The following is a 14,003-nucleotide window of genomic DNA, read 5'->3' as shown; positions in this document are numbered from 1 at the left end:
TCGGTCAGATCGGCGCCCCGCCCGGTGCCGCGGACGCCGACCCAGATCGCTCGGTTCGCGTCAGCAGAGGAGGATCATGCTTTCCATCGGTCGGGTTCCCCGGGGTGCGCCCCGTCGGCGCGGGTGGCTGTCGAGACTTGCTGTCGCCGCGATGGCGCTGGTGGTCGGTGGCGCGGCCTCAGCCGTCGCCTCGTCGCCCGCGTCAGCGGCGACGGTCGACACCAATGCGTGGTACGTGTTGGTGAACCGCAACAGCGGCAAGGCCCTGGACGTCTACAACCTGGCGACGAATGACGGCGCGCGGATCACCCAGTGGACCCGCAACAGCGGCAACCAGCAGCAGTGGCAGTTCGTCGACTCCGGTGGTGGCTACTACCGGGTGAAGTCGCGGCTCTCCGGCAAGGTGCTGGACGTCTCGGGCTTCTCGACCGCCAACGGTGGCAGCATCGTTCAGTGGAGTGACCTCAACGGCACCAACCAGCAGTTCCGGCTTGCCGACTCCGACGGTGGCTACGTCCGGTTGATCAACCGGAACAGCAACAAGGTGATGGAGGTGCAGGGCGCCTCGACCGCCGACGGCGGCAACATCGTGCAGTACGACGACTGGAACGGCACCAACCAGCAGTGGCAGTTCGTCCGGGTCGACGGCGGGACCGACCCCACGACGCCGCCCCCCACCACGCCGCCCCCGTCGAACGGTACGTTCTCGAACCCGGCCATCTGGCAGGACTTCGCCGATGTCGACATCATCCGGGTCGACAACGTCTACTACCTGACGTCGTCCACCATGCACTACTCGCCCGGCGCGCCGGTCCTGCGCTCGTACGACCTGGTGAACTGGGAGTTCGCGGGTCACGCCGTGCCCCGGCTCGACTTCGGCTCGAAGTACGACATGAGCGGCGGTAACGCGTACGTCGACGGGATCTGGGCGTCGACGCTCAACTACCGGCCGAGCAACAGGCAGTACTACTGGGCCGGGTGCATCGACTTCGCGCAGACCCACATCTACACCGCGTCCGCCGTCGACAGCACGTGGAGCAAGCACGCCACAATCCCCAACTGCTACTACGACGCCGGCCTGCTGTTCGACGACAACGACACCCCGTACGTCGCGTACGGCAACGGCACCATCAGCGTGGCGCAGCTCTCCGCGGACGGGAAGTCCCAGGTTCGTGCCCAGCAGGTGTACCAGACGCCGTCGAGCATCGGGACGCTGGAAGGCGCCCGCTTCTACAAGCGCAACGGCGCGTACTACATCTGGCTCACCCGCCCGGCCAACGGCCAGTACGTGCTGAAGTCGACGAACGGCCCGTTCGGCCCGTACGAGCAGCGTCAGGTGCTGCTCAACCTGCCCGGCCCGATCTCCGGTGGCGGTGTGCCGCACCAGGGTGGGCTGGTGCAGACCCAGAACGGGGACTGGTACTACATGTCCTTCGTCGACGCGTACCCCGGTGGTCGGATGCCGGCCCTGGCCCCGATCACCTGGACCGGCGACGGCTGGCCCGTGCTGCAGACGGTCAACGGCGCGTGGGGCAGTTCGTACCCGAAGCCGAATCTGCCCGCCCCGCCCCGGGCGGTCAAGCCGCTCACCGGCACCGACACGTTCGCCGGCACCACGCTCGGCCCGCAGTGGGAGTGGAACCACAACCCGGACAACAGCAAGTGGTCGGTCAACAACGGCCTGAACCTGCAGACCGCCACCGTCACCGGTGACCTGTACAAGGCGCGCAACACGCTGACCCACCGCATCCAGGGTCCCACCTCGACCGCGACCATCGAGTTGGACTACTCCACCATGCGCGACGGTGACCGCACCGGCCTGGCGGTGCTGCGCAACTCGTCGGCCTGGATCGGAATCCGACGCGACAACGGCTCCACCCGGCTGGTCATGCAGAACGGTCTGACGATGGACGGCAGCTGGAACACCACAAGTACCGGCAGCGAGGTGGCGAGTACCGCCGTCTCCGGTGGCCGGATCTGGTTGCGCGCCAACGCCGACATCAGACCAGGTTCCGGCCGACAGGCACGCTTCTCGTACAGCACCGACGGGGTGAACTTCACCTCGTTCGGCAGCGCCCTGACACTGGCGAACAACTGGCAGTTCTTCATGGGCTACCGGTTTGCCATGTTCAACCACGCGACGCAGGCGCTCGGTGGCGCGGTCACCGTGCGGCGGTTCGACCTGACCACCCCGTGACACCGATCACACGACGATCGCTCTGACCGGTGGCGCTGCGACGCAGGCCTGGCGGCATGTGTTGCCCGCGCCACCGCGTCAGGTCCTCGCCGGCCTGTTCCGCGCTCTGTCCAGGAGCGAGGAACAGGCCGGCGCACCACACAAGGGCCATGTCCCGTACCGGTTGGTGCGGGATTCCGACGGCACCGCGTTGTACGGCTTCGGCGCGTCGGGCGGTCCCCGCACAGCCATGCCGTGTCCGGGGTCGTTGCTGGCGTAGACTGGCGGCGATCCAGCGCTGGTCACCTGGGATTCAGCACCGGCGTGGTGACTGAGCGAGGGGGATCGGGCCGGACCGCTCCAGTCGACGTCGACGGGCCGCGGGCCGGAGATGTAGCGGGGGGAGCGAAATGGCCGTCCACGGTCCCGCGATGACGGACGTTGCTCGTCTCGCCGGTGTCTCCCATCAGACGGTGTCGCGGGTGCTCAACGGGCACCCCAACGTCCGTGAGCAGACCCGGCTTCGGGTACGCGCGGCGATCGCCGAACTCGGCTACCGCCCCAACGGCGCGGCACGCGCCCTGGTGACCGGTCGATCGCAGGTCATCGGTGTGGTCGCGCAGAACACGACGCTCTACGGTCCGGCCTCGCTGTTGGCCGCGCTGGAGCAGACCGCCGCCGAAGAGGGCTTCGCGGTCAGCGTCGGCAGCGTGCGGAACCTGGACCACCGCTCCATCTCGGCAGCCGTGGAGCGGCACCTGTCGCACCGGGTCGCCGGCATCGTGGTCATCGCCCCGGTCGAGTCGGCCGGTGAGGCGCTGGAGCGCCTGCCCAAGGATGTCCCGCTGGTCACGGTCGACGGTGACCCGAGTCGGCCGGTGCCGTTGGTGACCGTCGACCAGGTGGCGGGCGCCCGGGCGGCGACGCAACATCTGCTCGACGCCGGGCACCGCACCGTCTGGCACGTCTCCGGGCCGACCGACTGGTTCGACAGCGTGGGTCGGATCGACGGTTGGAGGCAGGCGTTGCTGGCCGCCGGGCTGGATCCGCCGCCGCCGATGCCGGGGGACTGGTCCGCGGCCTCGGGTTACCGGTGCGGGCAGATGTTGGCGCGGATGCCGGAGGTCACCGCCGTCTTCACCGCCAACGACCATCTCGCGCTGGGCGTGCTGCGGGCGCTGCACGAGTTCGGCCGACAGGTGCCGCACGAGATCAGCGTGGTCGGCTTCGACGATGTGCCGGAGGCGGCGTACTTCATTCCGCCGCTGACCACCGTCCGACCGGACTTCGACGCGGTGGCGCGAGCGAGCCTGCAGATGCTGCTGTCGCAGATCGAGTCGGGCACCAGCGGGGCGCTGCGGCAGACCATCGCCCCCGCTCTGGTCGCCCGCGAGAGCGTCGCTCCACCTCGTCACTGACCGTCGGAGCAGGCGCAGGTCGCCCCGCGTGGTGCGGGGAGCAGTCCCACCGCAGCGCGTATGGGTCCACGCCAGCGTGCGCGAATTTCCGCCTTCCTCGTCTGATAAGACGTGACTCGATGGGTTGCAGAGTGTGACCAATCGATGTCTAGCGATGCAGAGCGGTGGAGGTATTGAACCTCGTGAAATGTCGCCGTAACATGATGGGCGTCTCTGTTAACGCTAACAAAAATTGGCACCCAACTATCGGCGTACCGACCAGAGATCGTAATCACGGGCGGGCGTCACCAACAGGAGGCTCGATGAACCGCAATGCCCGAGGTCGTCGCTGGGGGAGCGTACTGGCGGCCGGAATACTGCTCGCCGGAACCCTCGTCGGCCTCCGCGCCCCGGCGGCGCAGGCACTCGACAACGGCGTGGCGCGTACGCCCCCCATGGGTTGGAATTCATGGAACTCGTTCGGCTGCAACATCAACGAGGCGCTGATCCGGCAGACGGCTGATGCGATCGTCAGCAGCGGCATGCGCGACCTGGGCTACAACTACGTCGTGGTCGACGACTGCTGGTTCAACCCCAACCGGGACAGCTCCGGCAACATCCAGGGCGACCCCACCCGGTTCCCCAGCGGAATGAAGGCGCTCGGCGACTACCTGCACGCCCGGAACCTGAAGTTCGGCCTCTACCAGGTGCCGGTCGACAAGACCTGCGCCCAGTACTTCGGCGCCTACCCCGGCGCGACCGGCAGCCGCGGCCACGAGGTGCAGGACGCGCGCCAGTTCGCCGCCTGGGGTGTCGACTTCCTCAAGTACGACTGGTGCTCGCCCGAGGGCAGCATCAACGACCAGGTGACCACCTTCGCCAAGATGCGTGACGCGCTGGCCGCCACCGGCCGACCGATCGTCTACAGCATCAACTCCAACAGCATCCACGCCAAGACCGGCCCGCAGCGCAACTGGGGCGACGTGGCGAACATGTGGCGAACCACCGAGGACATCACCAACGCGTGGGACACCGGCCAGAGCAACGGGTACCCGATGGGCATCCAGAACATCATCAACGTGACCGTTCCGCTGGCGTCCTACGCGCGCCCGGGTGGGTTCAACGACCCCGACATGATGGAGATCGGTCGCGGTGGCATGAACGACACGGAGATGCGCAGCCACTTCGCAATGTGGGCGATCATGGCGTCTCCGCTGATCGCCGGCAACGACGTGCGGAACATGAACGCCGCCACGCAGACCATCCTCAAGAACGCCAACCTGATCGCGATCAACCAGGACTCGCTCGGGTTGCAGGGGGCGCAGGTGTCGTTCGACGGCACGCGTCGGGTGTTGGCCAAGCGGCTCGCCAACGGTGACGTCGCCGTCGCCCTTCTCAACCAGGGCGGCTCGACGACGACGATCTCGACCACTGCCGCGGCCATCGGCAAGTCCGGCTCGTCGTTCACCCTGGTCGACGCGTGGACCGGCGGCACCAGCACCAGCAGCGGGACCATCAGCGCCAGCGTCCCCGCGCACGGGACCGTGGTGTACCGGGTCAGCGGTGGCGGAACGACTCCTCCGACGACGCCGCCGCCGACCACGTCGAGCGCGTATGCCAGCGCCTCCTCCGGCCGCTGCCTCGACGTGCCGAACAGCAACACGACGAACGGCACGCAGCCGGTCATCTGGGACTGCAACGGCGCCGCCAACCAGCGCTGGACCAGGAGCGGCCAGACCCTGCAGGCCCTGGGCAAGTGCCTGGACGCGCCGTCGAACGCCGCGGCTGGCGCCAAGGTGCAGATCTGGGACTGCAACGGCGGGACCAACCAGCAATGGGCGGTCAACGCCAACGGCACGATCAGCAACGCGCAGACCGGGCTCTGCCTGGACGTCAACAACAACGCGACGGCCAACGGCACCACGGTGATCCTCTGGACCTGCACCGCGGCGGCGAACCAGCGGTGGTCGCAGCGATAGCCGACCGGGGTCGCCGACCGCCGAGGTCGAGGCGGCCCACCTGATCCGACGGTGGTGCTGGTGCCCGCGGACGACAGATGTCGTCCGCGGGCATCCGTCTGTAGAGTGCTGCGGACGACCACGCTGAGTTGCCGCGTCCTGCCCCTCCGGCGGATCGGCCACATGGCTACGATCGCCTGGATGCTCCGTTACGAGACCGTGACACCGGTATTTCGGATCTGGTGTTGACGCAATCTATGTGAGCGCTAACACTACCCGAAAGATGACAGTGGGCCCCGGCAGTCGGCGGGGGAGTCCAGAGAGGAGAAGCCCGTGGGCAGGAAATTCCTGGTTGCTCTCGGCGGCGCGGCACTCGCGCTGAGTTTGGCGGCGTGCAGCGGCGGGGGTGCGGGCAGCGGTGAGAAGTCCGGCGACGAGAAGCCGAGCGACCTGACCATCGGTGTGTCGATGCCGACCCAGACGTCGGAGCGGTGGATCGCCGACGGCAACGCGGTGAAGTCGAAGCTGGAGGCCAAGGGCTACAAGGTCGACCTCCAGTACGCCGGCGACGACATCCCCACGCAGTCGCAGCAGGTCGACCAGATGATCACCCAGGGTGCGGATGTCCTCATCCTCGCGGCGATCGACGGCACCGCCCTCAGCAGCCAGCTGCAGGCCGCCGCGGCCGCGAAGATCCCGGTCATCTCCTACGACCGGTTGATTCGTGGCAGCAAGGACGTGGACTTCTACGTCAGCTTCGACAACTACAAGGTTGGCGTCGCCCAGGGCACCGCGCTGCTCGTCGGTCTCGGCCTGCTGAACAAGGACGGCTCGAAGGGCACCGCCAAGGGGCCGCTGAACGTCGAGCTCTTCGCCGGGTCGCTGGATGACAACAACACCCAGTACTTCTTCGGCGGCGCGATGGACACGCTGAAGCCGTTCATCGAGGACGGGACGCTGGTCGTCAAGTCCAAGCAGACCACCCCCGAGCAGGTAGCCATCCTGCGGTGGCAGCAGGAGACCGCGCAGAAGCGGATGGAGAACCTGCTGACCTCCAGCTACAACGACGGCTCGAAGGTCGACGGGGTGCTCTCCCCGTACGACGGCATCTCCCGCGGCATCATCACCGCCCTGCAGAACGCCGGCTACGGCAAGGGCGCGAAGAAGCTCCCCGTGGTGACCGGCCAGGACGCGGAGATCGCCTCGATCAAGCTGATCAACGACGGCGTGCAGAGCTCCACGGTCTTCAAGGACACCCGGCTGCTGGCCGAGCAGGCCGTGAACGCGGCCGAGGCCTTCCTGCAGAAGAAGGAGCCGCAGGCCAACGACACCAAGACGTACAACAACGGTGTCAAGGTCGTCCCGGCGTACCTGCTGCCGATCGCGACCGTCTACAAGGACGACATCAAGGCGACGCTGATCGACTCCGGCTACTGGACGGCGGAAGAGGTCGCCGCCGGTCAGGCCAAGAAGTAAGCCACTCGTCGGGCCCGGCGGTCACACCCGCCGGGCCCGACGCCTGGGCGTGTACCGCGTCCAGACCTGACGGAGGACAGTGACAATGGACGACACCATCCTCGAGATGCGTCGCATCACCAAGACCTTCCCTGGCGTGACCGCGCTGGAGGACGTCACCCTCGCAGTGCGCCGCGGGGAGATCCACGCCATCTGTGGTGAGAACGGCGCCGGCAAGTCCACCCTGATGAAGGTGCTGTCCGGCGTCTACCCGACCGGCTCGTACGACGGCGAGATCCGCTTCGACGGCAAGCCGATGCAGTTCCGCGGCATTCGCGACAGCGAGGCCAACGGCATCGTCATCATCCACCAGGAGCTCGCTCTGGTGCCGTACCTGTCGATCGCGGAGAACATCTTCCTCGGCAACGAGCGGCGCGGCCGCAGCGGGCTCATCGACTGGAACTTCGCCAACGCCGAAGCGGCGAAGCTGCTGGCGTCCGTCGGGCTGCACGAGAACCCCGTCACCCCGGTCATTCAGCTCGGTGTCGGCAAGCAGCAGCTGGTGGAGATCGCCAAGGCGCTGTCGAAGAAGGTGCGCCTGCTCATCCTGGACGAGCCGACGGCCGCGCTCAACGACATCGACTCGGCGCACCTGCTCGACCTGCTGCGGGCGCTCAAGGAGCAGGGCATCACCTGCATCATGATCTCGCACAAGCTCAACGAGATCACCGCCATCGCCGACTCGACCACCGTCATCCGTGACGGGCGCGCCGTGGAGACCCTCGACATGAGGTCGGACGAGGTGACCCAGCAGCGGATCATCCGCGGCATGGTCGGGCGCGACCTGGACAGCTTCTACCCCGACCGCGAGTCGTCACCCGGTGACGAGGTCCTGCGCATCGAGGACTGGACTGTGCGGCACCCGGTCCAGGACCGGATGGTCGTCGAGGGCGTCGGGCTGTCCGTACGCGCCGGCGAGGTCGTCGGCATCGCGGGCCTCATGGGCGCCGGTCGGACCGAGCTGGCCATGAGCGTGTTCGGTCGGTCCTACGGGCGCGACATCCGGGGCCGACTCTTCGTCCACGGGCGGGAGGTGCAGGCGCGCAGCGTCGCCGAGGCGATCGACAACGGCATCGCCTACGTCACCGAGGACCGCAAGCGCTACGGGCTCAACCTCATCGACGACGTGCGGCGCAACGTGTCCGCCGCCGCGCTGGACCGGCTGTCCCGCCTGGGCTGGGTGAACGGCAACGAGGAGATCAAGGTTGCCGAGACGAGCCGCAAGGAGATGAACATCCGCACGCCGAGCGTCATGGCGGTGGTCGGCAAGCTCTCCGGCGGCAACCAGCAGAAGGTCGTGCTGTCGAAGTGGCTGTTCACCGACCCGGACGTGCTGATCCTCGACGAGCCCACCCGCGGGATCGACGTCGGCGCCAAGTACGAGATCTACACAATCATCAACCGGCTGGTGGCCGCCGGTAAGGCAGTGATCGTCATCTCCTCCGAGCTGCCGGAGCTGCTCGGAATGTGCGACCGCATCTACACCCTCGCCGCCGGCCGGATCACCGGCGAGATGCCGGTGGCCGAGGCGACTCAGGAGAGCCTCATGGAGCTGATGACCAAGGACAAGGAGCTCGTCGGATGACCAGCATCAAGACCCCTTCGACGGAGCGCCCCACGCCCCCGGACAGCGCGCCCGGCGCCGCCCTGCACAGCGGGACGAGCGACCTGCGGGCGCTGGTGTTGAACAACCTGCGGCAGAGCGGGATCTACGTCGCCCTGGTCGTCATCGTCGCGCTCTTCGCGGTCCTCACCGACGGGGTGTTGCTGAGCCCCGGCAACATCACCAACATCGTCCTCCAGTACTCGTACATCCTGGTCCTCGCGATCGGGATGGTCATCCTGATCATCGGTGGGCACATCGACCTGTCGGTCGGGTCGGTCGTCGCGCTCACCGGAGCGGTCTCCGCCGTCCTGGTGATCCAGCAGGGTCACCCCTGGTGGATCGGCGTCGTGGCCGCGCTGGTCGTCGGCGTCGCGGTCGGCGCGTGGCACGGCTTCTGGGTGGCGTACGCCGGCATTCCGGCCTTCATCGTGACCCTGGCCGGCATGCTGCTGTTCCGGGGTCTGACCCTGCGGGTGCTCGACAACATCTCGCTGTCGCCGTTCCCGTCCGAGTACCAGCAGGTCGCGGCGGGCTTCCTCAACGGCCTGCTCGGTGGGCAGGGCTTCGACGCCTTCACGTTGCTGATCGGCGCCATCGCCGTGGCCGGCTACGCGGTCAGCGGCTTCCGCACCCGCGTGGCGCGTATCCGCTACCAGCAGCCCGTCGAGTCGTTCCCGCTCTTCGTCGCCCGGGTCGTGCTTGTCGGCGCGGTCCTCATGTACTTCGCCTGGCAGCTGGCGCACGCCCGAGGGCTGCCGATCGTGCTGATCATCCTGGCGGTCCTGGTGCTGGTCTACGGCCTGCTCACCCGGCGTACCGTCTTCGGTCGGCAGGTCTACGCGATCGGCGGCAACCTGTCGGCGGCGGCGCTCTCCGGGGTGAAGGTCCGCACCGTCAACTTCTGGATGTTCGTCAACATGGGCTTCCTGGCGGCGGTGGCCGGCGTCATCTACTCGTCGCGGTCCAACGGCGCCCAGCCCGCCGCCGGCAACATGTTCGAGCTGGACGCGATCGCCGCTGCCTTCATCGGCGGTGCGGCGGTCACCGGCGGCGTGGGCACCGTGGTGGGCGCGATGGTCGGTGGTCTGATCATGGCGGTGATGAGCAACGGCATGCAGCTGATGGGCATCGACCAGTCGACTCAGTCGGTGGTCAAGGGTCTCGTCCTGCTCGTCGCGGTCGCCTTCGACGTCTACAACAAGCGTCGCGCCGGCACCGCCCGCTGACGTCTGCACGAAGCCGGGATGGCCCCTGACCGCGACGCGGTCAGGGGTCATCTGCGTTCCAACCGACTCCGCGATCTTGCACTTGGTGTCGACGATCTGCGGCTTATGTAGCAGAAGTCGGGACAGAAAGTGCAAGATCGACGGGGCGGTGGGGTGGGGGTGGGGCGAGTTAGTGGCAGGTGGTGGTGCCGGTGTCGGTGTAGGTCTGGCCGGCCACCGGTACGAACTGCCAGTCGTAGCTGTTGGAGTGGAGGGTGAACTTCAGTAGCCCCCACGCCGAGCTGTTGCGCGCCTCGCTGTTGGGCTGGATGGTGCCGAAGTCGTAGTGGCCGGCGCCGCCCATCCCGGCGACGAAGCTGCGCAGACCCCGGCTGGAGTCGGCGCCACCGGCCGGGTTCATCGGGGCGAACCGCTCGTACACGTGGTTGTGCCCCCAGACCACGACGTCGGCGTTGTAGTCGTAGAGAGCCTGGTACAGCGGGCGCGTCGACGTCGACGGCGCGTGGTTGGAGCTGGACGTGAACAGCGGGTGGTGCCAGTACGCGATGGTGCACGGCTTGCTGCTGGCGGCCAGGTCCGCGCGCAGCCACTGCTCCTGCGTCGAGCCGGCCGACATGCTGATGTTCGAGTTCAGCGACACGACGTGCCAGTTGCCCAGGTCGAACGAGTAGTACCCGCGACCGCTCGGGCCGGCCGACGTACCGAAGTAGTTGTAGTAGCCGCTCGCGCCGGACGTGTTGTAGTCGTGGTTGCCCGGCGACGGGCGGGTGCGGGACTTGTGCCGACCCCAGGTGGGCTCGTAGTAGCTGTTGAACTGCGACGCCGTCCCGCTGTCGTAGACGTTGTCGCCGGTGGTGAAGACCGTTCCCGGGATGCTGTCGAGCAGCGTCGCTGTGGCGCTGTCGCCGGAGCCCGAATCGGCGATGTCGCCGGCGCCGACGAAGACCGGGTCGCCCGACGGGGGCGGCGTGGTGCTGCCGGTGGTGACCACCAGTTGCGGAGCGTCAGCGCCGCTCTCGCGGGTGTCGTAGTAGGCGCCGTCACCGCTGGTGGAGGTGGCACCGAAGCTGTACGTGCCGTTGCCGGTGACAGCGGCAGTGACGTCGACCTCGTACCAGGTGTTGCCGCTGACCGCGCCGATCGTGCCGAGCGTGGCCCCGTCGATGGTCGGCTGGTTGTTCCAGGTGGTGCCGGTCTCCGACCAGGTCGTGTTGGACATCCGGCGGAACGTGCCACCGGCGTCGCTGCCGCTGTTGCCGCTGATCGTGCGCAGTCGCAGCCTGGCGCCGGTCACCGTGCCGCTGACACCGCTCACCGTGAAGCGCAGGAACGAGCGCCGCACGGGCGAGTTGTCGACCACGACCTGCGTGGACGTGCCGTAGTTGGTGGCCGCCGTGTCGCTCTGGACGTAGGTGTCGGCGACGGGCGTGAAGGTCACGCTCGCCGCGGACGCCGCGCCGGCGCCGGTCACGACGACGGCGGCGGTCGCGGCGACGATCACCGTGGCCACCCCCAGCGTCACCGACGGACGGGGGAATCGAATGTCCATCCAGGACTCCTTACCTCGTGGGAAGAGCGCAAGGAATGTAGAAAGGTCGATGAGCCGGCGGGCGACGGGCGGATGAACAGTGCGTCCCGACAGGCGAACACCTCGCTGTTGGGAGCCTGTTCAACAGCCCCTCGCCCGGATGCCACCCGCGGTGCGTTGTGCCTCCTCCACTGAGTACGGACGATGGCTGCCCGTCGATCAGAGGAGATGCTCGTGTACCTGTCGACCGTCTCCCGACCGGTCGCCGATGAACCCGGGTCGGGGCCTCGCCGCCGTCGGTTCACGATGGTCAGCGGCAACGTCGTCGCGCTCGGCACGGTCAGTCTGATCACCGACGTGTCGGCCGAGATGGTGGCCGCGGTCCTGCCGCTCTATCTGGTGCTGGGCCTGCACCTCAGCCCGGTGGCCTTCGGCGTGCTGGACGGCGTCCACACCGGCGCCACAGCGCTGCTGCGGGTCGTCGGTGGTTTCGCCGCCGACCGGTTCCGGCGGCGCAAGCTGATCGCCGGCATCGGGTACGCGCTCTCGGCGGTCGCGAAGCTCGGCCTGCTGCTCGCCGGTCGGTCGATCCCGGCGATCGGCGCCGTCATCGCCGTCGACCGGATCGGCAAGGGGGTGCGGAGCGCGCCGCGTGACGCGTTGATCACGCTCTCCACGCCACCGGAGGCGCTGGGTCGGGCGTTCGGGGTGCACCGGGCGATGGACAGCGTCGGCGCGTTCCTCGGGCCACTCGCCGCGTTCGCGGTCCTGCTGGTCGTCGGGCAGTCGTACGACGCGGTGTTCGTCACCAGCTTCTGCATCGCAGCCCTCGCCGTGGTGGTGCTCGTGCTCTTCGTCAGGGAGCAGCCGTCCGGCGAGGGGGTGGACGGCGGGGCGGCGGACGAGACCAACGAGGCGAAGGTCTCCGTCCGCGAGGCGTTCGGGCTGCTGCGCACAGGACCGGCCCGGCGGCTGGTGCTGGCCGCCGCGATGCTCGGGTTGGCCACCATCGGCGACGGCTTCGTGTACCTGCTGCTGCAACGCCGAATGGACCTCGGCCTGCGCTGGTTTCCGCTGCTCGCGGTGGGAACCAGCCTGGCGTACCTGCTGCTCGCCGCTCCGCTCGGCGTACTCGCCGACCGGATCGGTCGCCTGCCCGTGGTGATCGGCGGCTACACCGCCCTCGGCGCGACGTACCTGCTGCTGGCCGGCCCGGTCGACGGTTGGCCCCTGATCGCCGTGGCGCTGACCCTGTACGGCGCCTTCTACGCGGCCACCGACGGGGTCCTCATCGCGCTCGCCGGTCCGGTGCTGCCGGCGCGTCTGCGGACCACCGGAATCGCGTTGGTGCAGACCGGGCAGGCCCTCGCGTACCTCGTCTCCTCCGTGCTGTTCGGTCTGGCCTGGCAGGCATGGGGGCCGGAGATCGCGATCCGCGCGGCGGCCGTGGCCGTCGCTGGCGTCCTGGTCGGCACGCTGCTCCTGCTGGCCTCCCCGTCCCGACTCACCACCCGGAAGGTGCCCCGATGACCGCGATGTCGACCCGAGCGAAGCTCGGTGTGGTGGTCGCCTCGGCCGTGCTGCTGGGCACGGTGGCGGCCGGCTACGCCGCCAGGGCAGGGCAGGCTCCCCGGACGCCGCCACCCGCCGACGCCGAGCAGGCGGTCACCTTGACGTCCGGGCCGCGCCTGCTGGCGATCACCGACCGGCACGTCTCCACAGTCGCCGCGACCGACCCCGCCGGGCCGCGCACCGTCGCCGGCCTGGAATGCCTCCGGGTGTACGCGGCGGCCGGCACCGGGGTCTGCCTGAAGCCGGAGACCGCGTGGTCGTACCAGGTCGTCGTCCTCGACGCGACGCTGCGCCAGACGAGGGCGGTCAGTGTGCCGGGGCTGCCGAACCGGGCCCGGGTCTCGGCGTCCGGCCGGATGGTCTCCTGGACGACGTTCGTCGGTGGCGACTCGTACACCTCCAGTGGCTTCTCCACCCGCACCGGGATCCTCGACGCCCGCACCGGCACCACTGTGGCCTCGCTCGAAGAGTTCGCGATCACCCGGGACGGCCGGGGCTACCGCAACGCGGACGTCAACTACTGGGGCGTCACCTTCACCGCCGACGACAACCGCTTCTACGCGACGATGGCGACCGGAGGCAGGAGATACCTCGTCCGGGGTGACCTCGCGGCTCGTACCGTCGAGACGCTGAAGGAGAACGTCGAATGCCCGTCGCTGTCACCGGACGGCACCCGGCTCGCGTTCAAGGAGGCGGTCGACGCCGACCCGGCGAAGGGCTGGCGGCTGTCGGTCCTGGACCTGTCGAGCATGCGGGTCACCGCGACCGCCGAGGTCCGCAGCGTCGATGACCAGGCGGCGTGGCTGGACAACGGCAAGCTGGCCTACACGCTGCGCCGCGACGACGGCCAGCCCGACGTCTGGAGCGTTCCGGCGGACGGGTCCGGCACGCCGACGCTCGTCATTCCCGGCGCGGAGTCGCCGTCCCCGCTCACCTGACGGTCCCGTCCGCGGCCCCGGCGGTCCGGACACCCGAACGCCTTGGCGCGGACAGCATTCCGTCATGTCGGATTCCTCCGCGCAGCC

At 68.6% G+C, this 14,003-nt stretch carries 9 protein-coding genes; 8 read left to right on the top strand and 1 reads right to left on the bottom strand.

The window, feature by feature from the left end:
• The first annotated feature begins 76 nt into the window (after positions 1–76).
• The 6 genes from ABZU43_RS13815 (at position 77) to mmsB (ending at position 9,878) form a co-directional block, all read left to right on the top strand.
• Positions 77–2,197, top strand: a complete 2,121-nt coding sequence (locus ABZU43_RS13815; protein ID WP_355006875.1) for an RICIN domain-containing protein — start codon at positions 77–79, stop codon at positions 2,195–2,197.
• A gap of 410 nt (positions 2,198–2,607) precedes the next feature.
• Positions 2,608–3,594, top strand: a complete 987-nt coding sequence (locus ABZU43_RS13810; protein WP_355006874.1) for a LacI family DNA-binding transcriptional regulator — start codon at positions 2,608–2,610, stop codon at positions 3,592–3,594.
• A gap of 302 nt (positions 3,595–3,896) precedes the next feature.
• Positions 3,897–5,552, top strand: coding sequence for a ricin-type beta-trefoil lectin domain protein (locus ABZU43_RS13805; RefSeq protein WP_355006873.1), 1,656 nt, complete (start codon positions 3,897–3,899; stop codon positions 5,550–5,552).
• 312 nt (positions 5,553–5,864) lie between these two features.
• Positions 5,865–7,007 (top strand): multiple monosaccharide ABC transporter substrate-binding protein, encoded by a 1,143-nt coding sequence (gene chvE, locus ABZU43_RS13800; protein ID WP_355006872.1) that lies wholly within the window; start codon positions 5,865–5,867, stop codon positions 7,005–7,007.
• Positions 7,008–7,092: 85 nt separating this feature from the next.
• Positions 7,093–8,631: a multiple monosaccharide ABC transporter ATP-binding protein gene (mmsA, locus tag ABZU43_RS13795; protein ID WP_355006871.1), complete on the top strand. Its 1,539-nt coding sequence runs from the start codon at positions 7,093–7,095 to the stop codon at positions 8,629–8,631.
• Positions 8,628–9,878, top strand: a complete 1,251-nt coding sequence (gene mmsB / locus ABZU43_RS13790) for a multiple monosaccharide ABC transporter permease (RefSeq protein ID WP_355006870.1) — start codon at positions 8,628–8,630, stop codon at positions 9,876–9,878. The genes mmsA and mmsB overlap by 4 nt, the downstream gene beginning before the upstream one ends.
• Positions 9,879–10,047: 169 nt before the next feature.
• Here the strand turns inward: mmsB and ABZU43_RS13785 are convergent, their stop codons facing one another.
• Positions 10,048–11,427 carry a DNRLRE domain-containing protein gene (locus tag ABZU43_RS13785; RefSeq protein ID WP_355006869.1) on the bottom strand — a complete coding sequence of 460 codons (1,380 nt, stop codon included), beginning with the start codon at positions 11,425–11,427 and terminating at the stop codon, positions 10,048–10,050.
• A 213-nt stretch (positions 11,428–11,640) separates the two neighbouring features.
• Between ABZU43_RS13785 and ABZU43_RS13780 the strand changes: the two genes are divergently transcribed.
• Both ABZU43_RS13780 and ABZU43_RS13775 read left to right on the top strand, forming a co-directional pair.
• A complete protein-coding gene (locus tag ABZU43_RS13780; protein WP_355006868.1) occupies positions 11,641–12,936 on the top strand; it encodes an MFS transporter in 1,296 nt (431 codons plus the stop codon).
• Positions 12,933–13,916 carry a hypothetical protein gene (locus tag ABZU43_RS13775; protein WP_355006867.1) on the top strand — a complete coding sequence of 328 codons (984 nt, stop codon included), beginning with the start codon at positions 12,933–12,935 and terminating at the stop codon, positions 13,914–13,916. The genes ABZU43_RS13780 and ABZU43_RS13775 overlap by 4 nt, the downstream gene beginning before the upstream one ends.
• Positions 13,917–14,003 lie beyond the last annotated feature (87 nt).

Origin of the sequence: Micromonospora sp. NPDC005205 (assembly GCF_040608275.1) — a bacterium.
Taxonomy (GTDB): Bacteria; Actinomycetota; Actinomycetes; order Mycobacteriales; family Micromonosporaceae; genus Micromonospora.
The sequence above is the reverse complement of the archived record's forward strand: the minus strand, read 5'-3'. Positions and strand labels throughout refer to the sequence as shown.

What these genes read in the sequence shown, in the direction of transcription:
- ABZU43_RS13815 (WP_355006875.1), top strand. Translation starts at nt 77, where the DNA reads ATGCTTTCCATCGGTCGGGTTCCCCGGGGTGCGCCCCGTCGGCGCGGG.
- ABZU43_RS13810 (WP_355006874.1), top strand. Translation starts at nt 2,608, where the DNA reads ATGACGGACGTTGCTCGTCTCGCCGGTGTCTCCCATCAGACGGTGTCG.
- ABZU43_RS13805 (WP_355006873.1), top strand. Translation starts at nt 3,897, where the DNA reads ATGAACCGCAATGCCCGAGGTCGTCGCTGGGGGAGCGTACTGGCGGCC.
- mmsA (WP_355006871.1), top strand. Translation starts at nt 7,093, where the DNA reads ATGGACGACACCATCCTCGAGATGCGTCGCATCACCAAGACCTTCCCT.
- mmsB (WP_355006870.1), top strand. Translation starts at nt 8,628, where the DNA reads ATGACCAGCATCAAGACCCCTTCGACGGAGCGCCCCACGCCCCCGGAC.
- ABZU43_RS13785 (WP_355006869.1), bottom strand. Translation starts at nt 11,427, where the DNA reads ATGGACATTCGATTCCCCCGTCCGTCGGTGACGCTGGGGGTGGCCACG.
- ABZU43_RS13775 (WP_355006867.1), top strand. Translation starts at nt 12,933, where the DNA reads ATGACCGCGATGTCGACCCGAGCGAAGCTCGGTGTGGTGGTCGCCTCG.